We start from the raw sequence: 24572 nt of genomic DNA, 5'->3' as shown, positions 1-24572 counted from the left end.
CCTGAGGATCGGAGACGTCGATGGGCGCTGTTCAGCGTGGCACCGACCCGGCATCCGGCAGCGCCGAGGGCCTGGCGGTGAGCCGGCCGACATCGGTCGGTGCCGCCGGCTTCCGGGCAGTGATGGCCGAGTTCCCGACGTTCGTGACGGTCATCACCGTGGCGACGGTGGCCGGCCCCGCCGGATGCACCGCAAACGCGGTGATGGCGCTGTCGCTGGATCCGGTAAGCGTGCTGGTGTCGCTGGCCAGCGGCGGCCGTACCGAACGGCACATCGACCATTGCGGGCGCTTCGCGGTGAACCTGCTGAACTGGTCGCAGCGGACGTTGGCGTACCAGTTCGCCGAATCCGACCCGAGACGAAGGTTCGACCGCGTCCCGTACGCGGAGCACGCCGGTGTGCCGATTCTCGGTGGCACTGCCGCGACGCTGGTCTGCCGGCTGGAGCGCTCGGTGCCGGCGTGGGACCACACCCTGCTGATCGGGCTGGTGGAGTGGACCCGTCTCGCCCCGCCGACCACGGCCCTGGTGCATCACCGGCGGCGGCAGCATCCGCTCCACTCGGAAACGGAGTCGCAGTCCTGATGATCCAGTCGGTCCATTGGGTGATCTTCGTCCTGCTTGTGGTGCGCATGGTGCGGGCCGGCTTCTTCGGGCCGCCTCGGCTGTTCACCTGGCCGATGTTCTCCCGGGTGAGCCACTGCCTGATGCGGCTACGCGACCAGCACGACCGGCCGATCAACCCGTGGCAGGACATCGTGCACCAGGATCCCGGCATGAACGCCCGCGAGTTGGCCTGCTACCTGGCCTACCTGCGAGAGGTGCGGGGAGTACGGGCCGAGGGCACGGTGACGCTCGTCGACCATGTCGGCCGGCACACCCTCACCGTACGGGACGGCCATGTGGTGGCTTGACGCCGTCGCCGACGGGTTCCGCTACCCGTACGCCTCCATCCAGATCTGTGCGTTCCGGGTGGTGCTGGCGACCGCGATGCTTGTCAAGTTCGCCTACGAGCACCACCGTGGTGCCTGGCGGTACTTCGCCCCCGACTCGTACGTGTACTTTCGCTTCCGTCGTGAGCACCCGGGCTTGCCGATCGACCAGCGGTGGTACCGGGTTCTCTACGGGGCGAAACTCGTGGCGGCCGGCTGCCTGCTCGTCGGCGTCCTGCCACGGGTGGCGGCGGTCGTGGCGGCGCTCTGGTTCTTCTTCGAGCTCTGCTACGACCGCAAGTTCCACACCGCCTATCTCGGCTTGTGCGCGCTGTTTCTCGCGGCCAGCCCGGTGCTCGGCGACGCGCTGACCTACCACACCGTGGTGGCCGTGCTTCGTGACCCGCCGCGAGAGGTGCTGTGGGAGGAGGCGGGTCGCACCGGTGAGGACGCCTTCGCGCAGGTGCTCCTGGTGTTGCTGACCGTCCAGATGTATCTCAGCTCGGCCTATCGGAAGTTGCGTAGCGCACACTTCATGACCGGCGGCGCCCTGCACGACTTCACCGCGAGTCTGCACGCGGACCGGCACGCCCAGCGGTACCGCGACACCTGGTACCCGCCGGTCATGGTGCGCACCCTCATCGACGTGCCGGTCACCGTGGCACGTAAGCGGTGGCGGTGGGCCGCTGTCGCGACGGTGGTTGTCGAACTGCTGCTCCCGGTCACGCTGCTGGTTCCCGGCACGTACCTGGCCTCGGTGGTGGTCGGCGCGCTGATGCACGCGGCGTTCACCGCCGTGCTGCCGGTCCGCCTGATCCCGTTCAGCGTCGCCACGGTGGGCAGCTACCTATTGTTCGCCGATCCGGCGAACGTACTGGCGTCGCTCGCGGCGCGGTGACGCGGGCGGCAGTGGACGGAGCATCGGCCGCACCGTTCCGGATGACATCACCGCAACGTGTCGATCAACCATGGAGAGGTGAGACATGTCAACGCACAAACCGTCAGTCCGTGCCGAGTCGCCGGAGGAACCAGGGGCCATCTACGAGCCGCCCGTCCTCGTCGAGGTCGGTTCGTTCGCTGAGGTCACCAGGGGAGCCGAAGACGGACCCAGCGACTTCCCGTACTTCTCGCGCGGCTATTGGCTGATCTGAGCCGCGTGACCGGCGGGACCACCTGGTTCGCCGCGATTCCGGACTGTGCTGCCGCGACCGCGGCAGCACAGTCCCTCGCCGTCGGCGCCGAGCACGTCATCCCGCACGCTTCCGGCCGACCCTGGCTGGTTGGTCGCTGGCGGACCGACGAGCTGGCCGTGGTTCGCGTCGGAGCAAACCTGGCCGCAGTCATCGGCCCGTGCCCGTCGCCCGAGCCTGCGCTGCGGGCACTGGTCGCGACGGCGACCGGCACCGCGTTGCCCGAGCTGTGCCGCGCTGCCGGTCAACTGCCGGGGTCGCACTCGTTCGTCGCGTCGGTTGACGGCACCGTCATCGCCCGGGGCACGGCCTCGGGACTGCGGCGGGTGTTCCACACCACCGTGCACGGCGTCGCGGTGGCGGCCGACCGTGCCCGGCTGCTCGCCGAGTCGGCCGGCGGTGGCCCTGATCCGGGCGCCGTCGCGGCGGCACTGCTGATGCCCGCGGTGCCGTATCCCCTCGATCCTGCCGCTCTGTGGACGGCCGTCCACGCGGTGCAGCCGGATCATTTCGTCTCCATCGACAGCTCCGGAGCGGCCCGGGTCCGCCGCTGGTGGCGTGCACCAGAACCGGTGGTGCCGTTGGCCGAGGGCGCGACGCGGGTGCGGGCGGCATTGCGAACCGCAGTGGAGCTGCGCACGCGGGCCGGCATGCCGATCAGTGCGGACCTGTCCGGCGGCGTCGACTCGACGGCCCTGTGTTTCTTCCTCGCCGAGCGGCAGCCGGAGCTGATCACGATGCGGGTCGGTGCGCTCGACGCCGCAAACGATGACCCGGAGTGGGCCGTACGCGCCGCCGGTCGGCTGGCCGGTGCCGAGCACATGATCGTCGATCCGGCTCAGGCGATGTCCGCGCCGTTCGATATGCACGTGGGCGCCGCGGCCTTCGGTGGCGGCGAGCATCCGGTCGGCGGGGTGACGAGCATTGCCGTGCTACGGCACGTCACTGGGCTGCTGTCCGGCCGCGGTAGCCGTATCCACCTCGGCGGCTACGGCGGTGACGAGGTGTTCGGCGTTTCTCGGGCGTATCTACGCGACCTGCTCGGCAGCCAGCCCCGGCTGGTGGCGGCGCATCTGCCCGTACACCGTGCGCTGCGGCGCTGGTCGTGGGCGGCGGTGCTGCGGGCATTGTCCGACCGGCGCTCACTCGCCGAGTGGATCGTCGATGTCGCCGACGGGCTGACCGACGCGCGGCGGCCGGATTCGGGCCCGCAACTCGGCTGGGGCGCCGCGGTGCGTCTCCCGCCCTGGGCTACCGTGCTGGCGACGAGCATGGTCCGGCAGCGGCTGCTGGCTCTGGCGGATGCCACCGAGCCGTTGGCCGCGACGCGCGCTCAGCACCGGGCCATCATGTCGGTGTGGGCGGCTGCCCAAGCCGCCCGCCAGGTGAGCACCGTGCTCGACCAGGGCGGGCTGACGCTGGCTGCGCCATACCTCGACGACGCCGTGCTGGAGGCGGCGCTCGCGGTGGCGCTGGCCGAACGGGGCACCCCGAAGCGATACAAGGCGGTCCTGGCGGAAGCGGCTCGGCCGGTGCTGCCGGCCGAGCTGTGTGGCCGGTCGACAAAGGGGTTCTTCGTAGCCGAAGGGCTGAACGGCCTGCGTCGGCATCTCCGGTTTCTGGTCGAGCTCTGCGACGATCTCGCGCTGGCCCGGCTGGGTCTGGTGGACGCGGACGGTCTGCGTGCCGCGTGTCTGGGCCTCGACCCGGGTGGGCGGGTGTCAATGGCGGTGGAACGGACGGTTGCGGTCGAGCTGTGGCTGCGTGCCGTCAGCTCCGCGCCAGGATGATCGAGGAGGATCGGAATGACTGTCCGCCTGCACGACCACGTCCTGCTCACCGAGACTGAGGACGGTGCCGTGCTGCTTGATGAGCGTCGTGGCCGGTACTGGCAGCTCAACGGCAGCGGCGCGCTGCTGCTCACGATGTTGTTGTCGGGCGCCGTGGTGGAACAGGCCGCGACCGCGCTGATGGATCGTTATCCGGTGGACGGCGAGCGGGCGCTGGCGGACGTTCGCGCGCTGGTGTCCGGGCTACGTGCGGCCGGGCTGGTGCGGTGATGAGTTCGTCAATGGCGCTCCCCGAGGGCGGATCCCTGCCGCTGCGCGAGCGGCTGGCCGCGCTGGTCGCGGTGGCAGCGGCTCGGTTGCTCGCCCGCCGGTCACCGCGGTGGATCCGGTCGGTCCTGCTGCTGGTACGCCGCGGCGCACGACCGGCGACCGTCGCGGAGGCCAGCGCGGCACGCCGCGCGGTCACCGCCGTCAGCGCGCTGTGCGCGGGTGAGGGCTGCCTACCGCGTTCCCTCGCCACGGTCCTGCTGTGCAGAATGCGCGGTACGTGGCCGACCTGGTGCACCGGCGTGCGCACCGCGCCATTCGCGGCGCACGCGTGGGTCGTGGCCGACGGCGTTCCAGTTGACGAACCGCACCCACCGGGACACTACCGGCCGGTCATCGTGGTGCCGTCCTACGGATCACCAGGCTGGACCGGCCGCCGCTGATCACGGTCGTGGTCTGCGTTGTTGCCGCGCACGGTGCACACACTCCGCCGCCGCAGGTTGATCGGGTGGTGCGGGTGGGTGAGGTGTGCCGAATCCCGACCTTCGAGGGGACTTCGTGAAGAGACTGGCGAGCTACGACGGACCGGAACTGGATATCCCGGCGGACTACCCCCGGTGTCCGTCCCAGGCTCTGTGTCGGGCGGCCGAAAGGTTCCCCGATTCGGGGACGGTTGCCGTCGCTGCACCGGGGAACGCCGAGTTCGTCTCCTACCCGACACTCCTCGACAGGTCCCGCCGTCTGCTCGCCGGGTTGCGCCAACGCGGTCTGACCGCAGGTGACCACGTCGTGGTGTACAGCTCTGAGCCACTGCACTTCTTCACCATGTTCTGGGCATGTGCGCTCGGCGGGTTCCGTCCGCTCCTGGTGGCCCGCCCCACCGATCCGGCGGCACGTGCCGCCGTCAGCGACCGGATGGACCACGCCGTGCGGCTGCTCGACAGCCCGGTCATCCTGTGTGACGACGCAGCACCGGCGGAACTCTCGGACGACCTCGTTGTCCTCGACACCACCCGGTACGGCGAACTCCCGCCCGCCATGGACGCACATCAGCCGGATCCGCAGGATGTGGCTCTGCTGATGATGTCCTCCGGCAGCACCGGACCGCCGAAACTCATCCAGCTGACGGTGCGAGGTCTGGTGGAGTTCGCTGCTGGGACCCCTGCACTGCTGCCGATCCGGCCGGGCGACACCACACTCAACTGGCTCCCACTGGACCACAGTGGAGCATTTCTGCTCTACCACCTGCTCGGCGTCTTCGTCGGCGGCACGAACGTGCACGCACCCACCGAACTGATCCTCGCTGATCCGTTGTGCTGGCTTGACCTCATTTCCGAGTACCAGGTCAACCACACCTGGTCACCCAACTTCGGCTATCAGCTGGTCAACGAGGCACTGTCGGCACAACCGGACCGGCACTGGGACCTGTCGTCGGTTGCCTCGATGGTGAACGGGGGAGAGCAGATCACGGTTCCGGTCATGGCGGAGTTCCTGCGCGTGACCGCGCCCTTCGGCATCCGGCCGGAGGTGCTGGTGCCGGCGTGGGGCATGACCGAGACCGTGACCGCCATCAGCTTCGCGCGCCCCGGTTTGACCCCGAACGTGTACCGGGTCGGGCGCTCCGAGTCGGACGGCGGGCTGGATTGGGCGGACGAGAAGGCCGACTCGGGCGACTGCCTCACGTTCGTGGGGGTCGGGGCACCCGCACCTGGTGCGTCGCTGCGCGTGGTCGATGACGACAACGTGGTACTGCCAGAAGGGCGGATCGGACGGCTTCAGGTGTGTTCGGCCCGAGTCACGCCGGGATACTTCGGCAACCCGGCCGCGGACCGGGCCGCGTTCGTTCCCGACGATGACGGCCTGCGTACCTGGCTGGACACTCGTGATCTGGCGTTCGGCAAGGACGGCCAGATCGTCATCGCCGGTCGGCAGGGCGATCGGATCATTCTCAACGGGCACAACCACTACGCGCACGACATCGAGACGCTCGTCGCGACGGTGCCCGGTGTGGTGCCCGGCGCGGTGGCGGCGTGCGGCGTACCGAATGAACGAACCGGCACCGAGAACCTGGTGGTGTTCCTCGGCACCGACGACGCCGCTCCCGGCGAGACCCTCCGAGAGGTCCAGCGGGTGCTGTTCGCCCGATCGCGGCTGTCCGCCCGCGCGGTCGCGGTGCCGCTCGCGGCGTTCCCGCGGACGCCGAGTGGCAAGATCCAGCGCTCGCTGCTCCGCCAGCGCTTCATCGACGGCGAGTTCACCCCGGCACCGACCGCACCGGCCACCGCCGAGGTGCCCGTCGGACTGCTCAACCGGGTCCGGGCGGTGTTCCGCGCGGTGCTCGACGCCGACATCGACGAACGCGCACCCTTCCACGAGTTGGGCATCGACTCCGTGGCGCTGGTCCGACTGCACACCCGACTGCAACGGGAACTCGGTCTCGAATTCAGCAAGCTGGCGCTCTTCGAACACCCGTCGGTAGCTGCGCTCACCAGTCATCTGCGCTCGCTCGACGCGGCACCGACGCGGCTGCCGGGCACCCCGGCCGGCACCGTCGCCGAGCAACGGATCGCCATCATCGGCATGGCGGCCCGGCTGCCCGGAGCGGAAACCCTGGACGCCTACTGGGCCAACCTGGCCGCGGGTGTGGTGAGCGTCCGGCACTTCGACCCGGAGGAACTGGTGGCGGCCGGATTGTCAGTCGACGACGGCTTCGTTCCGGTCACCGGTGCACTCGCCGACGTCGACGCCTTCGACGCTGAATTCTTCGGAATCAGCGCGGCGGAAGCTGAGGTGACGGATCCCGCTCACCGGCTCTTCCTGGAGTGTTGTTATCACGCGCTGGAGCACGGCGGATATGCCGGCAGCGCCGCAGGCGCCCGGATCGGGGTGTTCGCCGGCAGCGGTATGAATCTCTACACGCACCAGAACTACCTGCTCAACAATCTGCTCGGCGCTCGCGACGATGCGGTGGGAGCCATCCAGACCGCGATCGGTACGCAGCCGGACTTCCTTGCCACCCGGGTCGCCTACCGGTTGGGGTTGACCGGTCCTGCGGTCGGAGTGCAGACCGCATGCTCGACCTCGCTGGTCGCCGTTCACCTGGCCTGCCAGGCGCTGCGTACCGGCGATGCTGACCTCGCGTTGGCCGGCGCCGCGGCGGTCCACGTCCCGCAGGTCACCGGCTATCGCCCGTACCCCGGCTCGATCCTGTCGCCGACCGGGCAGTGCCGGGCGTTCGACGCCGACGCCGACGGCACCGTGGGTGGTAACGGTGTCGCGGCGGTGCTGCTCAAGCGTCTCGACCGAGCGCTTGCGGACGGCGACACCATCCACGCGGTCATCCTCGGGTCGGCGATAAACAACGACGGCCGGGGAAAGGTCGGGTTCACCGCGCCGAGCGTGGCCGGGCAGGTCGACGTCATCGAGCGGGCGCTCGACCAGGCGGGCGTGCCGGCCGAGACCATCTCGTACCTCGAGGCCCACGGCACCGGTACACCGCTCGGCGACCCGGTGGAACTGCGCGCGGCGTCCCAGGCGCTGCGGAACCGGACCGACCGGGTCGGGTTCTGCACCGTCGGCTCCGTCAAGCCCAACATCGGTCACCTGGACAGCTGCGCTGGCCTGGCCGGGCTGATCAAGACCGTCCTCATGCTGTCCCATCGCACCCTGGTGCCGCAGGTGAATCTGCGTCGGCCGAACCCGGAACTCGAACTCGACGGCAGCCCGTTCGTGCTGAGCGACACGCTGCGGCAGTGGCGCACCGACGGCGGGCCACTGCGGGCCGGGGTCAGCGCCCTGGGTGTCGGCGGTACCAACGCGCACGTCGTTCTCGAAGAGGCGCCGGCTTCGCCGCAGCGCGAGCCCGCCGGGCCGATGCTGCACGTCCTGCCGCTGTCCGCGGCACACCCGCAGGCACTCGTCGAGCTGACCGGCCGGATGCGTGAGCACCTGCGTGCGCATCCTGACTTACCGGTCGCGGACCTGATCTCCACCGCAGCCGTCGGTAGACCGCATCTGCGACACCGCATCGCCGTCGTCGCCGACTCCACGGCCGAATTCGCGACTGCGCTCGGTGCGGCAACCGCAGGTGAGGCACCGGCCACCGGGTCCCCGTCCGTCGCACTTGCCTTCACGGGGCAGGGCGCCGCCCGTCTCGGCATGGCCAGCGACCTCTACGCCGCCTTCCCCGCGTTCCGTCGGGTACTCGACGACTGCGAGCGGATGTACGCCGGCCACCAGGGCGGGAGCCTGCTCGCGCTGCTGTGCGGACAGCACGACGAGCAGGACTGGCCGACGGAGACCGCACAGCCTGCGCTCTTCGCGTACCAGGTTGCCCTCGCCGAGCTCTGGCGAACGCTCGGTATCGAACCGCACGTCGTCCTGGGGCACAGCATCGGCGAGTACGCGGCGCTCTGTGTCGCTGGTGCACTCTCCGTCGCCGACGGCATGCGTCTCACCATCCTGCGCGGGGAGCTGATGCAGCACCTCGTGCCTCCGGGTGCCATGATCGGGCTACTGGCCGATCGTGCCGCCGTCGACGAGCTGTGCGCGGCGACCGGCGTCGGCCTGGCCGCCATCAACGGTGCCGAGGAGTACGTCCTCGCCGGATCGGAGGCCGATGTCGGGCAGGCGGCCGGGTGGCTCGATCGGCGGGGCATCGGGTGGCGCCGGCTGACGGTCGACCGCGCTTTCCACAGCGCCGGGCTGACACCGGTCGCCGACGCCTTTGCCGACCAGGCCGCGATGGTGTCGATGTCACCGTTGACCATTCCCATGGCGAGCACGGTGACCGGTCGTCTGCTGGCACCCGGAACCGTGCTGGACGTCGGCTACCTCACCAGTCAGATCAGTCAACCGGTCCGGTTCGCCGACGCGCTGGGCACGGTGGTGACCGAACAGTGCCGACTCTTCCTGGAGATCGGTCCGGACGCCGTGCTCAGCGGGGTGGGACGGCGCTCCGCCGCCGGCACCTTGTGGGTGCCCGCGCAGCGCCGCGGTGTCTCCTCGGTACGCGCGACCGAGCATGCCTTCGCGGAGCTGTATCGCCATGGTTGCGCCCTGGACTGGGCGGCCGTCGCCGGCGGCGGAGGACGGGTCGCCCTGCCGAGCTACCCGTTCCGACGCAGGCGGTACTGGATCGATGCCGGCGCGGCGAATACGGCGACCGTCGGCGGCGGTGCGGCCCAGCTGCACCGTCGCGCCGCCGCCGGGGTGGGTGATCCCGCCGAGGGTGGTCTCCCGGAGCAGGCGGATTCCCCGGCTGCCGAGCCGGCACATCGGCCACCCGACGTCCTGGCCAGGATCCGTGAGTTGACGGCCCGGCAACTGGGTGCCCCGCCGGCCGACGTGCACCCGGACCGGACGTTCCTGGAACTCGGCGCGGACTCCCTGACCATGCTGCGGGTGGTGCAGGAGGTGCGGCAGTCGTTCGGGGTCACGCTCACGGCCCGGGAGCTGTTCACGGACTCGGACACGCCGCGACGGTTGTCCGCGATGATCGCCGACCAGCTGCCGGCCGCAGCGCGGCAGGGGGTGCGCCCGCAGCCCGCCACCGTGGCGGCTCCGGTGGCGCCGGTCTGCGCCGAGCCGGCCCTGGAGGCACCCTCGACGGTTCCCACTGCGGCCTCGGCCCCGGTGCTCGACGTCATCGACCGGCAGCTCCGTCTCGCCGGCCAGCTCGTCGGCGAGGTCACCGGCATCATCCGCGAACAACTGAGCATGCTGACGGTGCAGGTTGACGCACCGGCACGGGGGCCCTCGCACCCCACACCACTTACCACGACGCCTCTCCCGCCGACGGCTGAGCCAGCCCGGCCGGCGTCGCCATCGGTTGCCGACCGGGCGAAGGCTGGTACCTGCGACTTCAGCCTGTACTTCTTCGGCAGCTATCCGGATCAGAGCCAGCAGGACAAGTACGGCGCGATCCTCGAAGCCGCCCGGTTCGGCGACAAGCACGGCTTCCACGGCGTGTGGTTCCCGGAGCGGCACTTCCACGCGTTCGGCGGGCTGTTTCCGAACCCGGTCGTGCTGGCGGCTGCGGTCGCCCGGGAGACCTCCCGGATCCGGATCAACGCCGGTTCGGTGGTGTTGCCGCTGCATGACCCGATCCGGGTGGCCGAGGAATGGTCCGTGGTCGACAACCTGTCGGGGGGCCGGGTCGGACTCTGCGTCGCGAGCGGCTGGCACGCGAACGACTTCGCCCTCCGGCCGGATGCGTTCGGCCGGCATCGGGACCTGATGTATGAGCACCTGGACACCGTGCAGGCCCTGTGGACCGGAGCGTCGGTGCCCGCCCGGTCCGGCAGCGGTGAACAGATCGACGTGCAGGTCTTTCCACGGCCGCTACAGGCTCTGCCGCCGATGTTCGTCGCCGCCGTCGCCAACCCGGACACCTACCGATCCGCCGCCGCCCGAGGGCTGGGGGTGGTCACCAACCTCATGATGCAGTCGATCGAACAACTGGCCGAGAACATCTCGCTCTACCGCCGAACCCGGCAGGCGCACGGGCTGGACCCGGATGGTGGGCGGGTGGCGGTCCTGGTGCACACCTACCTGGGTACCGACCTGGAGCGTGCCCGTGCCGAGGCGTTCGAGCCCTTCTGCGATTACCTGCGCTCGTCGCTGTCGCTGTTGGGTGGCGTCACCAACAGCCTCGGCCTTCAGATCGACCGCGACACCCCGGAGGAGGACGTCGAGTTCCTGCTCGAACGGGCCTACATCCGCTACTGCGAGGAACGCGCGCTGATCGGAACGGCGGACAGCGCCGCTCCCATCATCAACCAGCTGGTGGCGGCGGGCGCCGACGAGATCGCCTGCTTCGTCGACTTCGGAGTGACGGCCGAGCAGATGCTCCGCAGTCTGCACCTGGTCAACCAGGCGCGCGAGCGTCACCAGCGCCCCGCTGGTGACGAGCAACCTGATCGCCGTGCGCCTCTCTCCGCCGCCCAACGTGGTATGTGGTTCCTGGAGCAGCTGCACCCGGGGCGGGCGAGTTACCACGAGCCGAAGGCGATCCGGCTTACCGGTCCGCTCGACGTCACCGCCCTGGAGTGGGCACTGGCGAAGGTGATCGAGCGCCAGGCGGCACTGCGTACGGTGATCCACGACAGCGACGGCGAACCGTATCAACTGATCCGGCCGTCGGTGCAGGTGGACTGCCCGCTGTTGGACGAGACGGGTATCCCGGCGGAGGAGGCGATCCGGCGGACGGTGGCCGGTCTCACCGCCGAACCGATCGACCTGGCCACCGGACCACTGCTGCGGGCCGGACTCATCCACCTCGGGCCGGACGATCACGTGCTGGTGTTCGTCGCCCACCACATCGTCTTCGACTCGTTCTCCACCGCAGTCCTGGTCCAGGACCTTGCCGCCTTCTACCGGTCCTGGCCGGCGTACCCGTCGGCGCTCGCCCCGCTGTCGCTCAGCTATTCGGACCACGTGCGCGAGCGGCTCGCGACCCCCGAGCAGCGACGGCGGCATCTCGACTACTGGTCGTCGAACCTCCGCGACGCACCGGTGCTCCGGCTGCCCACCGACCGGCCGCGGCCGGCGGTCACGACTGGGCGTGGTGCCGCGCTCGTGCACCACCTTGACACCGATCTGACGAGGTCTGTCGAACGATTCGGCAAGCGGCACCGGGTCACGCCCTTCATGACTCTGCTCGGCGGAATCGCCGTAGCGCTGGGCACGTTCAGCGGTCAGGACGACGTGGTGCTGGGAACGGTGCTGACCAACCGCCCGCCCGGCACAGAGCACCTGATCGGTCTGTTCATCGATACCGTGCCCCTGCGCATCGACCTATCCGGGATGCCCTCCTTCGACCGGGTCGTACAACGGATCCGGGACACCAGCGTCGAGGCGTTCGACCACGCGGGCGTCGGCTTCGACGAGTTGGTCGCCGCGGTCAATCCAGAGCGCGACCCGAGTCACAACCCGCTGTTCCAGATCCTGGTCGAGTATGAGTCGGCTGCCACCGTCGACTTCGATCCGCCAGCGGTGCACGCCACGCTGCTCGACGTGCCGAGCGACCGGGCACCCCTCGACCTGACCCTCTACCTGACGCATCATGTCGATCACATCGAGTGCTTTGTCGAATACAGCACCGACCTGTTCGACGAGGCATTCGTACGCCGCCTGCTCGAATACGTCGAGACGGTCCTGCGTCGCGCGTGTGGCACACCCGACCTGGACCTGCCCGCCTTGACCGCGCCGACCGACGTGGACCGGGACGCGATCAGTCGATGGTCCGGAGAGTACCGCGACGCCCCGACGAGTTGCCTGCACGAACTGGTGGAACAGCAGGTGGCGCGGACGCCCGACGGGATCGCGCTGCTCGACGGGGACGTCCAGGTCACCTACCGCGAACTGGACCGGCGGGCGAACGCGCTGGCCTGGCACCTGCACGACCGCGGGGTACGGCAGGACCAGTTCGTGGGCGTGTGCCTGTCCCGTGGGGTGGACCTCATCGTGGTGCTGCTCGGGGTACACAAGGCGGGAGCGGCCTACCTGCCGCTGGACCACAGCCTGCCCGACTCCCGGCTTTCCTTCATGGTGAGCGACAGCGGGGCGGTCCTGCTCGTCACCGACGACGAGAAGCTCGCCTCCCGCCTTGGCGTGCCAGCGCTCACCGTGCCGCATGCCGATCCGCGGGCGCACCGGGCACCGCCGACGCAGAGCGGGCCGGACAGCCTCGCGTACTGCATCTACACCTCCGGCTCGACCGGCCGGCCCAAGGGGGTCGCGGTGCCGCATCGCGGTCCGGCGAACCTGGTCGGCTTCTACCTGCGGCACCGGCCCGCGCTACGTACCCTCCAGTGGACTTCCGTGAGCTTCGACGTGAGCGTGCAGGAGATCTTCACCACGCTCGCGTCCGGTGCCGCGCTGGTCCTGATCCCCGACTCGGCCCGCTACGAACCCGCAGTGGTGGCGCAGACCATTCGGCGGCACCAGGTCGAGCGGCTCTTCATGCCGTTCACCCCCCTGAAGTACCTGATGGCATCCGTGTCGGCGATGCCGTCGCTGCGCGAACTGGTCTCGGCCGGCGAGGAACTGACGGTGACCCCGCCGCTGCGTCGGTTCCTCGCGGCCCACCCGGACTGTCTGCTCTACAACGAGTACGGCCCGACCGAGGCATCCATCATCGCGACCGTCCAGCACGTCGATCCGGCGGCGGGTGACCGGCCGCCAATCGGTCGTCCGGTCGACAACGTCGTGGTCCGGCTCCTCGACGGCCAGGGGCGCCCGGTGCCGGTCGGCGCCACCGGTGAGATCTACCTGGGCGGTGCCTGCCTGGCCCGAGAGTACGTGGGCCGCTCCGACGAGACAGCGAAGGCGTTCGTACCCGATCCGGTCGTGCCCGCAGCCCGGCTCTATCGGACCCGCGATCTGGGGCGGTGGCTGCCTGACGGCAGCCTCCAGTACCTCGGCCGGGTCGATGAGCAGGTCAAGATCCGGGGCTATCGGGTGGAGCCCGAAGAGGCGGAGCGAGCCCTGCTCGCGTTGGAGGGGGTGCGTGATGCCGCCGTGGTGGCGATTCGAGACCCGCGCGGGGACACCTGCCTGGTCGGGTACGTGGTACTCGTCGCCGACGTACCCGCCGATGTCGTCGCGGGTTTCGAGGCTCAGCTGAGGGGCACCCTGCCGGGCTACCTGATTCCCTCGCGGTTCGTCGAGATGGACGAACTGCCGGTGAATGTCAGCGGCAAACTTGACCGAGCGCGCCTGCCCGAGCCGCAGTGGCGTACCCAACCCGGGGCCCGTCCCACCACAGATCTGGAGCGTGCCCTGCACGAGATGTGGTCCGCCCAGTTGGGGGTGGCGCACGTACCGGTGGACGCGTCGTTCTTCTCGCTCGGCGGGCACTCGCTCACCGCTGTCGAACTCGTCAACCGGATACGTGCCGGACTCACCGTCGAACTTCAGGTCAGCGACCTGTTCGCCGCTCCGAGCATCCGGAGCCTGGCGCAACGCATCACGGCCGCAAGGGTGTCGGACACCGCTGCCGTGACGAGCGTGCAGCAGCGGGCGTGGCGACTGCACCACAGCAACCCGAAGCCAGCGGTCTACAACGTGGGGCACCGGATCTGGCTGGACGGCGATCTCGACATCGCCGTTCTGGAGGACACCCTCGGTGCGCTTGTCGGCCGACATGCCGCACTGCGGACGCGGTTCGTCGCCGAGGCCGGCGAACTGCGCCAGGAGGTCCGGACCGACGTGCCCGTCGAGTTACCCGTGCACGATCTGTCCGGCAGCCCGGACCGGGTGGACCGTTGGTGTCAGGACCTGGTGGAGCGGGCCTTCGCGTTGGACGAGGCCCCACTGTGGCGGGCACAGTTGGGCCGCCTTGGTGAACGGCGCTCGGTGCTCGTACTGGTGTTGCACCACTCGATCTGCGACGGGTGGTCGATGGGGGTCATCTGGCGGGAGCTTTCCTCGATCTATACGGACCTGGTGCGGGGCGAGACCGTCGAGCTGCCGCCTGCGGTCGGGTATCCCGATTACGCGCGCTGGCGGGCGGCGCAACTTGAGGGGGAGCGCCGCAACGCCCTTGTCGCGTTCTGGCGCACCGCACTTGCGGACGTACCGCTTCGCGTCAACCTGCCGGTCGACCGGCCCCACCCGGGCAAGCTTTCCGGCAACGGCGCGCTGCACCGGTTCGAGATTCCGACGCGGGTGGCCCAGCTCGTCGAGACGACGGCCCGAGCAATTGACAGTACGCCGGCTGCGGTCCTCACCGGCGCCTTCGCGGTATGGATGGCGGGCCTGTGTGGGCAGCGTGATCTGGTCATCGCGCTGTCCAGTGCAAACCGTCTCCACTCGGAGCACGTCGGGGTCGTCGGTCCGGTCGGCGAGGCGCTGCCGGTCAGAGTGACGCTCTCCACCGGTCTGCGATTCGACGAAGTCGTGCGCGCCGTGACGGAACGGACCCTCGTCGCACTCGACCACCATGCCCTCCCACTCGGCCAGGTCGCGGAGGCACTCGGAGTAAGCCTGCCGACCCCACAGGTGCTGTTCAGCGTGGTGACCACCCCGCCACCGGTAATTGACCTGCCGAGGGTCACGACCGAGATAGAGAGCCTGCCGGTGACCGGTACGGCTCGGACGGAACTCTATGTCGTGCTCGTGCCCACTGGGGATCGCATCGAGGCCGTCTTCGAGTATTCGACGGACCTGTTCACCGAACACACGGTTGCCGGCTGGGCCAGCGACTTCGTCGCCGTTCTCGGCAGGGTCGTCGGCGCACCGTACGACGAGATCGGCGAAATGCCCCGTTGAGGCGGTCGTTGTTCGCCGTCCTCGTCGCCGGCTACTCGGTGTCGACTTTCGGCAACTATCTCAATCTGTTGGCACTCAACCTGTACGTCTACCAGCTGACCGGCAGCGCTTTGCAGATGGGCCTGCTGATGGCGGTCCGGCTGGCCGCGGGTTTCCTCGCCGGACCGATCGCCGGCGGGATGGCCAGCCGCCACGACCGGCGGGCTCTCATGATCGCGACGGACACCGCGCAGGCTGCGGCGATGGTGTTACTGCTGGTGGCGCCCTCGGTCTGGCGCGTGCCGGTGCTGTATGTGGTCGCGGTGGTGCTCGGTGGCGGCAACACGTTCTTCACGGTGGCGCTCAGGTCGAGTATTCCGGACCTGGTCGGCACCGCGGAACGTGTTCGGGGCAACGGTTATCTGATCACTGGCAAGTCGGTGGCGATGGTGCTCGGTTTCGCCTCGGCGGGCCCGATGATCGGTGCGTTTGGATTCCAGTCCGCGTTCGTCGTCAACGCCGGAAGCTTTGTGGTGTCCGCTGTCGCTCTTGCCTGCCTGCCGCTGTCGTTCCGTAGCGTCGGGGCCGCTGCGGACCCGGCCGGGAGCGTTCGTGCCCTGCGACGCACCTTCCGGACAGTGCTCGTCAGCGTGCCGGTCCTCGGCGGCATGGTGGCATTACGCAGCGTGGACGCGTGGGCGTCCGCGTCGCACAACGTGGCGTTGCCGATCCTGGCAAGCGCCACGAACCCGGGCAACCCCGCGGCGCTGCTCAGCCAGTTCTGGACGGCGTGGGCCGTGGGGATGCTGCTGACCCACTGGCTGGTCACGTTCTGGCTCCGGCGAGCCGGTCGGTCGCTCGACGAGCGGGTGTTCGCCGTAGCGGCCTGCGTGATGTCCCTGGCGTTCGTGGCGACGTTCACCGGGCCACCCGCACCCCTGGTCATCGTCATTCCGTTGGTGGCCGGACTGGCGGATGGCATTACCGAGTTGGCCTACACCTCACGGTTGCAGGCTGCCCCCGAAGAGGTACGCGCAAGACTGTTCGGACTGTCCGCCACCGCCGAGACGTTCGGATTCGGGGTCGGCATGCTTACCTGCGCGCTCGCTTTGGAGCAGGCATCGCCACTGCCGGTAGTGGCCGCCTTCCACACCATGGTCATTGTCGCCGCTGGCACGTTTCTGCTGTGGGTTCGCCACTCTTGCGCCCGGGCCGGTGCGGACGTCGGCCGGACCCCGACGAGTTGATCAGCAGCCGCCAGCCGCAGTTCGAGATCACCAGTCAGGTAGCCGACATGCCAACGGTGTATCCCGTGGCGACCTCCGTCGTCTTGCTTGTGGCGCGGTTCGCGCGCCCTCGTCGAAACGGGAGGCCCCATGTCACATCCACGTTCTCGCAGCCGGTGGTGGCGGCTCGGCGTCGGCTTGACCGTCGCCGGCACGACCGGAGCCGCAACCCTCGTTGCGTCCGGCGTCCCGGTCGCCGCCGCCGCGACCGCTGAACTGCCGACCTACCAGATCCGCGCCACGGGCATCAGCGAAGCCCAGGCCGCCGCGCTGGGCAAGGCGTTCGGCATCGACCGTCTGTCCCGCTCGCAGGATGGCAGCGTACGGTTCGCCGACGAGCAGGGCTTCCTCAACATCCCGTCGATCACGGTCGGCGAGACGGGTAAGGACGAGGACGGCAACCCGACGGTCGGCAGCGTCCTGGACGAGGCGGCGCTGGCTCGCCTGCGTCCGATCGACGCCGACAAGGCGCTGAGCCTGACCCGCGAGGCGTTGACCCGCGCCGGCCTCTACCCCGAGCAGGCCCGGCCCACCGTCGGTCACACCACCCTGGAGATGGTCGACGCCAAGGGAGAGCAGACGGTCTCGGCGGCGCTGGACACCACCGTGTCGTTCTCGTTCCACCTCGATGGGCTCCCGTACGAGGGCCCGGGCGCAAAGATCAGGGTCGGCTTCGGCCCCGACGGCGCGGTCACCCAACTGTCCTACAGCACGCGCGTCCTGGCGCAGGGCGACCCAGTGCGGGTCCTCGACCCCGAAGCCGGTCGGGAACGGTGCGCCAAGGCGCTGCACGGCGTCGTACGGGTCGAAGAGGCCGACTACACCTACGCGGCGCCCGCCCTCGACGCGAAGCTGGACCGCATCGAGCCGAGCTTCCGCTGCTCGGGGGTGAACGCCGACGGCTCAGCGGCTCAGATCACCTTCGTCCCGGCGGCCGTGGACGCCGAGTTGCCCGAGGTCACGCCGTCACCGGTGCCGCCGCGGCGGCCGACGACGGCGCTCGCGGCACCGCGGGTGCAGGCCTACGGTGTCGTCGATGTGGGCAGCGAGGGCACCGGCCCGTGCTCCGGTCTGCCGTGGACCGGCAACAATCTCGCCTCGTTCAACGGTCAGTTCACCTCCCGTGGCATCCCGGTCGAGTTCAGCTGGTTGAACGCCAGCGCCTGGGAGCGGGACTTCAAGGACCCGAAGTACGGTGGCACCGACAGCACCTGGACCGACCACGTCGACATGACCTACTGGCAGGGGCACGGATCGCCCACCGGGTTCAGCTTCGCCGGGTGCAGCAGCAAGGACGACACGTTCCTGGCGAACACCGAGGCCCGCTGGGGCAACGGCGATGTCGAGTGGATGAGCCTGTTCACCTGCCTGGTGCTCGCCAACGAGTCCGGCGGAAAGCGGTGGTGGCAGCGCTGGGGTGGCGCCTTCGACGGCCTGCACCAGATCAACAGCTTCCACACCGTGTCGTACCACAGCGCCAGCCACGGTGGAACGTTCGCCAACTACATGCTGCGTTCGCCGTTCCTCTGGTGGAACAAGCCGATGTCGGTGCGTAAGGCATGGGCGCAGGCATCCATCGACGACCAGCCCGCGTCGGTGGTGTGGGCCACCATGGGCCCGGTCGGGCCGGGCGGTCTGGTGAACTTCGACGACTACTTCTGGGGCAAGGGCAGTGTCGGCCCGGACGTGCCCGCGTCGTCGTTGACCGGCTGGTGGTACATCACCGGCACCTCCTGAGTCGCTGACCGCACCGGGGGCCGTGGGCGATGCCCCGGCCCCCGGCGCGCTCGATCAGGCCGCCCCGTAGGCGGTCAGGCCGCACCAGGTGACGAAATCGGCCGGGGCGGCCGGCGGCTCGTCGGCCCGCACGGCCCACAGCGCGTCGGCAAGCGATTCGCCGCGCACGATCCGGTCGTGCAGCCGTGGCATCAGGGCCAGCGACGTGCCGTCGGGCAGCGGTACGCCGGACGCGATCACGCCGGCCGCACCGCCCGCCATCAGCGCGCTGACAAAGCCCAGCACCTCGTCGCCCTCGTAGTCGCGCTCGACTCCGGAGTCACAGGCGGCCAACACCACCCGGTGCGGGGCGACGGCGCGGCTGTGCAGCTCGTACACGGTGAGCGCACCGTCGCTGAGTTCGAGTGCCGAGAAGAGCGGACTGTCCGAGCGCAGGTGGCCGTGGCAGGCCAGGTGCGCGAGGTCGGCGTGTCGCAGTGCGGCGACGACGGCCTCGACCGTGCTGGTCGGTGGCAGCAGCGTCGCCGCCTGGGGGTGCCGGGCTTCGAGGGCCTGAACCTCGGCCACGGCGTCGGTCAGATTGGGCCCGGCCACCAGCGCGACCTGCGGTGCCGGCCGCCGGGACCGGGCCGCCCGCCGGCTGCGCGCCCACATGGTGGCCGACGGCGCGCCGGACACCGGCCCCCGGTGCAGCGGAGACCAGGCAACCCGCAGCAGCTTCGCGGGCGGGACCACGACCAGCGGTGCCCCCGGCGGCACCCCGAGTGGGGCAATGAGCAGTTCGGCGAGGATGTCCAGGGAGGTCCGGGCAGCCGACCGGGCCTGGTCGGTGTAGCGACCACCGCGCAGCAGCCGCCGCAGCGCGAAGTGCAGCGCGGCGGTTTCCCGCTGCACAACGGACAGTGCGCCGAGCCGGATCCGGCGGGTCCGGCGCGGCCCGACCACGACCGCGACGACCGCGTCGTCCACCGTCGCGAACTCGGCGAGCCATCCGCCGTCGAGCAGATCACGCAGCTCGCCTGCGGTCACGATCTCGGCCGACCGGGTCGTCTTTCCTTCGCGGCCCCAGGATCGTCGCCTGATCTGCGTCTCCAGCGCGGCCTGGCGGGCCAGCAGCTGATGCGGTTGCGGGCCACCTTCGCGCTGCGCCGCCCGCAGTTCCTGCTCGACCGTGCGCAGCGCGATCACGAGATCGTCGATGTCATCGTGGGCGGCGGGTTCCACGGTCAACAGGGCAGCCGCTCGGGTGCGTTCCAGCCAGTGCAGAATCCGGCTCGGGGGTGCCGTGCGCAGCAGGTGGCGCAGACCGAGGTCGCCGAGTTCCACGCCGTGCCCAGCGGCCAGCACGCGCAGTTCCACCGACGGCAGCGCTGCCCGGTGGCGGGCGAGGTCGGCCAGTGCGGCTCCGCAGTGCCGCAACGCTGCACCTGCGCCGGGCGCCGCCCGGCGAGCCGCTACCCGCTGGCCGTACCGGACGGTCGACGCCGCGCGGCGTCGAGCGCTCGCGGCGGCGCCTGCGCGCTGGGCGGCCTGCTCCGCGGCGTCCGCCAGCAGCGCCAGCGCCAACCGTCCACGCAACCGCACCAGCAGCGGCTGCCCGCACGCCAGTGCGCCGGCCGCGGTCAGGTGGCGCTTCGCCCGCCGGTGGTCGTCCGTGGCCAACGCCGCCCGCCCGGCCATCAGGTGCGCCTCCACCGCGTTGGCCCGCAGACCGAGACGGTGCAGCGTAGCCGCCGCGTGACCGAGTCGGCGTACGGCAAGGGTGGTGAAACCGTCCGCGACAGCGTCCGCCGCGGCGACGGTGACCACGGCGGACGCCGCCCAGGCGGCCCGGCGCTGCCGCCGGAAGTCCCGCACGGCGCTGTTCGCGTCGGCCCGGGCCGTGTCGATATCGCCAAGCGCAAGCGCCAGCCGGGCACAGCGCAGCCGCGCCTCCGCGGCCATCAGCCGGGCACCGTGTCGATCGAGGTCGGTCGCCGCCAGCCGGGCGACCACGGCGGCCTCGTCAAGCAGTCGCAGTTCGGCAAGTGCGTCGGCGTAGTCCAGGTAGTGTTCGCCAAGCGGCAGTCCGGCTGCGGTGTAGAGCCGGCCAGCCTCCTCGAACCGGCGCAGGCTCTCGGTGAACCTGCCGGCATGGAAGCTGGACCAGGCTCGGCTGTTCTCGATGACTGCCGACAGCATCGGTCCCAGCTCGCTCGCGAGCGCGGCGGCCCGGTCCAGGTGAGCCAGCGCCGCCTGCGGACGACCGAGCTGAGTTTGCGCGTACGAGAGGTTGTTTGCCGCCTTCACCCAGATTGCCGGCGGGCAGGCCGGTTCGGCGAGCACCAGCCGGTACTGACGCTCGGCCGCGAGCACCCGACCGGCGTTGTGGTCCAGGATGGCGAGCTGCATGAGCAGTTCGGGACGCTGGTGCGAGGACACCAGGTTCGCTGCTCGCCGCAGGTCGCGCGTTGCTGCGGCGTACCGGCCGAGTTCCTGTAGCGCCACCGAGCGGGTCAGCAGCACCTCGCCGAGCCGGCGGCCCAGGCCGTTGCGGGTGGCCAGCCGGGCTGCCTGATCCAGCAGGCGCTTGGCCGCCTCGTTGTCAAGTACCGCGTGGCGGGTCCAGGCCACCGCACGCAGACCGGCGACAAGTGCCTCGTCGTTTCCTGTCCGGCGGGCCAGTTCGACGATTTCCGTCGCCGCGGCGGTGTATCTCGCGGGGTCGAGGACGACTCTGGAGTACGCGGCATCCGCCTCTGCCACGAGGTCAGTGCCAAGCTCAGCCGTCATCGTGGGACCGCTCGCTGCCGTACGTCGATGTTTGCAGTCTATCCACACCGAACGTCAGGTTGTTGCTGGCGGTACCGATGAGCGTGGTCGACGCTGACTGCCGTCACGGCAGCGGACATCACCACGATCCTCGATCGGAGCATCACTGTGAACATGAAGACCAGGTCCTCTTCGGCGCCGGCCCCGGACGAGTTCCCGGAGCACCGGTCCAGAAAGCAGTTGAAGATCGATGGCGCCCACGTACGCCGCCAACTGGAGGTGTTGACCGCCGACGCGGGACAGGGGCGAACCAGCGAGATCATCGACCAGATGCAGGCCCGGCAGGACCGGGCGCCGGGGCGCTTCGCCCTGCCGTTCGACCGGTACCCGGTGACCGACCTGGCCGGCCGACCGACCTACGTCCTCGTCGCGCGGGGTCAGTTGGTGGTCGAGCTCGATTCGGCCGGACCGGAAACCGATCCGCAGCAGGTGCTGCGCACATTGGGCTACCGGCCGTTGAAGCGGGCGGTGCCGTCGGCGCAGCAGCGTATCGCGGTCTATGAAGAGCGTATCGCGGTCTATGAAGGCCGCAAGCGTCCGCAGGAGTTGGCCGGTGACGTCCGGAAGCTGGCCGAACTGGGCATCACCGCCGCGCCGCACCTGGTCGTACCGCTCGGCCACATCATCAAGGGCGACGACTACCCGTTCGCCACCGCCACCCTCGGCGACTTTCCGCCGGACGCCGCCGGGGGCAAGCCGGGCGTCCCGGCGGTACGCGTGGCGGTCATCGACACGGGCATCACCCCGGAGGACCGGACCGACAGCTGGCTGGACACCATCGTCCGGCGGGCGGACAACACCGAATTCCTCGACGTGCTGCCGGTCACCGATGGTCGCGCGGGGGACGGCCGGCTCGACTGGTCGGCCGGGCACGGGAGCTTTGCCGCCGGCATCGTGCAGCGGGTGGTGCCCCGGTGCGAGGTGACGGCCTACCGGTTCACCCGCAGCGACGGGCTGGGCACCGACCAGGAGGCCGCCGAGGCGATGCTGCGCGCCGCGGACGAGGCAGCCGCCGACGGCGTACGGCTGATCATCAACGCCTCGATCGGCACGCCCGCCATCGACGGTGTGCCACCGCTGGCCCTGAAGAGCGCGGTGCGGATGATCGCGGATCGGTTCCCGGAGGTCCTGATCGTGGCGAGCGCCGGAAACAACGCCAGCAAGGATCCGATGTATCCGGCGGCCTTCGACGGCGTGGTCGCGGTCGGAGCGCTGACCGAGGACCTGCTACCGGCCCCGTTCTCCAACCACGGCGACTGGGTCGACTGCTCCTGCGTCGGCCTCGGGGTGGTCGCCACGTTCGTGTCCGGCACGCTGCCGCCGGTGCCGGATCCGGCGGTAACCGACTACTCGTTTCCGGCGAACTCCTGGGCGGTCTGGAGCGGCACGTCGTTCTCCGCCCCGCAGATCAGCGGCATGGTCGCCAGGGCCTGCCTGGATGATCCCGGCCTGACCCCACGCGACGCACTTGACGCGTTGCTGGCCGGGCGGCGCACAATCCCCGGTTACGGGCGGGTGCTGCGGATACTTCCTGGTACTGCGGTCTGAGAACCACAGCTGCCGGCCGGCGTGACGCCGGCCGGCACCGTCAGTCCAGCCTGACCCAGGCCGTGGTGATCGCGTTGCGTCCCGGGCGATGCCAGGTCAGCCGCATCAGCCCGACACCGACCGCCGCCACGACGAATCGCCCCTGGTCGTCGGCGTCCACCTGACGGGCGGCGTCGCCTTCGGGCTGCCGTACCTCGATCCTGGCCGCGCCTGGCGGATGCAGCTGACCGAGCAGCCGACGGTACCGGCCGGAACCGCTTACCTCCACCTCGACCGCCTGCGGCGCACCGGTCCCGCTCGGGCCCTCGAACTCGAAGGTGAGCAGCCGTGGCAGGGTTTCCCCCGCACCGGCGCGTACCGCGGTCCCGACCGCGTCCACCGCCGAGTCGGCCACCAGCGCCGCCAACTCGGTGTCCACCTGGCGCAGACCGAAGCTCTGCTTGGCCAGTTCCACCGCCGCGGCCGGCGGCGCGTCTTCCGCCCGGATCAGCTCGCCGAGAGGGACCAGCAGCCGATCGTCCGCGCCCGGAGCTGGCGTCTGCGGCCCCGCGTGCTCGTCGTCCACGATTCCTCCCTCAGTCCTCGGGTTGCCGTCAACCGCTTCTTCTCCTACGAGTCGCGCAGCGCGTCACTGATACCCCCGGCGTCAAGTAGGCCGCGTAGCCTTGCCAGGCACCGCCCCCGGATCGGGCCGAGACTACCCACCGGCATGTCGAGTGCCGCAGCAACCAGCTCGTAGGAGACCCGGTCGCCGTCCGGCTCGACAAGCAGCAGTCGCAGGATCTTCTGGCAGCGGACGTCGAGCCGGCCAAACTCGCGCCAGAGCCGTGCGTTCCGGTCCGCGATCAGCGCCGGCTGGTCGGCCGACGTAGACGCTCCGGTGAAGCGGTCCAGCAACCGGTGGTCATCCGTGGGCTGGACCCGCTTGTTGCGTCGGAGCAGACCTAGGCACTCCCGGCGACAGGTGGTGCCGAGCCAGCCGGGCAGGCGAGCGGGATCGTGGATGCTGTCGAGGTGCTCCAGTAGTCGAAGCCAGGTGAGTTGGAACGCGTCAGCGGCGTCGGCTGCACTCAGATCGAAGTGCCGGCAGATGGACCAGAGCAGTGGGCTGAACCGCTCCACGAGGTTGTTCCAGGCGACCTGGTCGCCGGCGGCGGCGAGCCGCAGCTGGTGCGCGATGTCATCCCGCACAGCGGGCACCGGGTGCGGCGAACCCGTCTCTCTCATGCGAAGCCTTCCGACGTGCCGGCCGCGCAGCCTGTTTGTGGGCGGGCCGGCCTCCGGCCGCGCACACATCGACGTGAGAGCTGAGCAGACCAGCGGATCCTATCGGATGTGGTGGTCGCCAGCGGACTACGAGCGGATCCGGTCACCGGATTCTCGGCGGCCCCGGCGCCACCGGATTCTCGGCGGCCCCGGCGCGGGCACCGAACCCAGCGCGAGACGCCGGTGAATCTGCTCCGGTCCCGTCAGGACTAGCGCTGCCGGTGCCACCCGGCTGCATTCCGGCGGATGGCAGCTAGGAAACCTGTCACCGGTCGATCGATTCGCGGTCCCTCGATGGTTCGTGACATGTCGAATTCCCCTCACGATCCGGTCGGGCTTTGTCAACGGCATGTCGAGGGCCGCGTTTCGGCCGTGTCGGCGAAGCGGTGATTGCTATTCTCGCGCCGGGTGACCCGTGGAGAAGCCGCTAGTCGCGATGAGGATGAAGGCGAATGCATTTCACGCGAAACGGGCAGAAGCTCGCGCCGTCGCT

13 protein-coding genes are annotated in these 24572 nt (G+C 70.1%); 10 read left to right on the top strand and 3 right to left on the bottom strand.

The features are described from left to right. Window positions 1-20 precede the first annotated feature (20 nt). The 9 genes from QQG74_RS20540 to QQG74_RS20500 all read left to right on the top strand — a co-directional run bounded on the left by QQG74_RS20540 (window position 21) and on the right by QQG74_RS20500 (window position 18454). Window positions 21-584 (top strand): flavin reductase family protein, encoded by a 564-nt coding sequence (locus QQG74_RS20540; RefSeq protein ID WP_341716395.1) that lies wholly within the window; start codon window positions 21-23, stop codon window positions 582-584. Continuing rightward, window positions 584-913, top strand: a complete 330-nt coding sequence (locus QQG74_RS20535) for a hypothetical protein (protein ID WP_341716394.1) — start codon at window positions 584-586, stop codon at window positions 911-913. Before QQG74_RS20540 ends, QQG74_RS20535 begins: the two co-directional genes overlap by 1 nt. Then, window positions 900-1829, top strand: a complete 930-nt coding sequence (locus tag QQG74_RS20530) for a hypothetical protein (protein ID WP_341716393.1) — start codon at window positions 900-902, stop codon at window positions 1827-1829. Before QQG74_RS20535 ends, QQG74_RS20530 begins: the two co-directional genes overlap by 14 nt. Before the next feature lie 258 nt (window positions 1830-2087). After that, on the top strand, window positions 2088-3911 hold the full coding sequence (locus tag QQG74_RS20525) for an asparagine synthase-related protein (RefSeq protein ID WP_341716392.1): 1824 nt from the start codon (window positions 2088-2090) through the stop codon (window positions 3909-3911). Window positions 3912-3926: 15 nt separating this feature from the next. Continuing rightward, window positions 3927-4181, top strand: a complete 255-nt coding sequence (locus tag QQG74_RS20520; protein WP_341716391.1) for a lasso peptide biosynthesis PqqD family chaperone — start codon at window positions 3927-3929, stop codon at window positions 4179-4181. Next, window positions 4181-4621 (top strand): lasso peptide biosynthesis B2 protein, encoded by a 441-nt coding sequence (locus QQG74_RS20515; protein ID WP_341716390.1) that lies wholly within the window; start codon window positions 4181-4183, stop codon window positions 4619-4621. The genes QQG74_RS20520 and QQG74_RS20515 overlap by 1 nt, the downstream gene beginning before the upstream one ends. Before the next feature lie 85 nt (window positions 4622-4706). Continuing rightward, complete coding sequence (locus tag QQG74_RS20510) at window positions 4707-15452, top strand: amino acid adenylation domain-containing protein (protein ID WP_341716389.1); 10746 nt, start codon at window positions 4707-4709, stop codon at window positions 15450-15452. Continuing rightward, window positions 15449-16678 carry an MFS transporter gene (locus QQG74_RS20505; protein ID WP_341716388.1) on the top strand — a complete coding sequence of 410 codons (1230 nt, stop codon included), beginning with the start codon at window positions 15449-15451 and terminating at the stop codon, window positions 16676-16678. The genes QQG74_RS20510 and QQG74_RS20505 overlap by 4 nt, the downstream gene beginning before the upstream one ends. Before the next feature lie 129 nt (window positions 16679-16807). Continuing rightward, window positions 16808-18454, top strand: a complete 1647-nt coding sequence (locus QQG74_RS20500; RefSeq protein ID WP_341716387.1) for a DUF6345 domain-containing protein — start codon at window positions 16808-16810, stop codon at window positions 18452-18454. Between the two features lie 54 nt (window positions 18455-18508). Here the strand turns inward: QQG74_RS20500 and QQG74_RS20495 are convergent, their stop codons facing one another. Next, entirely contained in the window at window positions 18509-21226 is a 2718-nt protein-coding gene (locus QQG74_RS20495) for a CHAT domain-containing protein (RefSeq protein ID WP_341716386.1), read from the bottom strand. Between the two features lie 153 nt (window positions 21227-21379). Between QQG74_RS20495 and QQG74_RS20490 the strand changes: the two genes are divergently transcribed. Further along, window positions 21380-22813 (top strand): S8/S53 family peptidase, encoded by a 1434-nt coding sequence (locus QQG74_RS20490; RefSeq protein WP_341716385.1) that lies wholly within the window; start codon window positions 21380-21382, stop codon window positions 22811-22813. A gap of 40 nt (window positions 22814-22853) precedes the next feature. Here QQG74_RS20490 and QQG74_RS20485 read toward each other — a convergent pair whose 3' ends face one another. Together QQG74_RS20485 and QQG74_RS20480 are read right to left on the bottom strand one after the other, a co-directional pair. Beyond that, window positions 22854-23378 (bottom strand): hypothetical protein, encoded by a 525-nt coding sequence (locus tag QQG74_RS20485; RefSeq protein ID WP_341716384.1) that lies wholly within the window; start codon window positions 23376-23378, stop codon window positions 22854-22856. A gap of 44 nt (window positions 23379-23422) precedes the next feature. Further along, the gene (locus QQG74_RS20480; RefSeq protein ID WP_341716383.1) at window positions 23423-24004 is read right to left on the bottom strand and encodes a sigma-70 family RNA polymerase sigma factor; all 582 of its coding nucleotides are present in this window, start codon (window positions 24002-24004) and stop codon (window positions 23423-23425) included. Between the last annotated feature and the right edge of the window lie 568 nt (window positions 24005-24572).

The organism is Micromonospora sp. FIMYZ51 (genome assembly GCF_038246755.1).
Lineage (GTDB): Bacteria > Actinomycetota > Actinomycetes > Mycobacteriales > Micromonosporaceae > Micromonospora.
The sequence above is the reverse complement of the archived record's forward strand: the minus strand, read 5'-3'. Positions and strand labels throughout refer to the sequence as shown.

What these genes read in the sequence shown, in the direction of transcription:
- QQG74_RS20530 (WP_341716393.1), top strand. Translation starts at nt 900, where the DNA reads ATGTGGTGGCTTGACGCCGTCGCCGACGGGTTCCGCTACCCGTACGCC.
- QQG74_RS20520 (WP_341716391.1), top strand. Translation starts at nt 3,927, where the DNA reads ATGACTGTCCGCCTGCACGACCACGTCCTGCTCACCGAGACTGAGGAC.
- QQG74_RS20490 (WP_341716385.1), top strand. Translation starts at nt 21,380, where the DNA reads ATGAAGACCAGGTCCTCTTCGGCGCCGGCCCCGGACGAGTTCCCGGAG.
- QQG74_RS20515 (WP_341716390.1), top strand. Translation starts at nt 4,181, where the DNA reads ATGAGTTCGTCAATGGCGCTCCCCGAGGGCGGATCCCTGCCGCTGCGC.
- QQG74_RS20535 (WP_341716394.1), top strand. Translation starts at nt 584, where the DNA reads ATGATCCAGTCGGTCCATTGGGTGATCTTCGTCCTGCTTGTGGTGCGC.
- QQG74_RS20540 (WP_341716395.1), top strand. Translation starts at nt 21, where the DNA reads ATGGGCGCTGTTCAGCGTGGCACCGACCCGGCATCCGGCAGCGCCGAG.
- QQG74_RS20500 (WP_341716387.1), top strand. Translation starts at nt 16,808, where the DNA reads ATGTCACATCCACGTTCTCGCAGCCGGTGGTGGCGGCTCGGCGTCGGC.
- QQG74_RS20495 (WP_341716386.1), bottom strand. Translation starts at nt 21,226, where the DNA reads ATGACGGCTGAGCTTGGCACTGACCTCGTGGCAGAGGCGGATGCCGCG.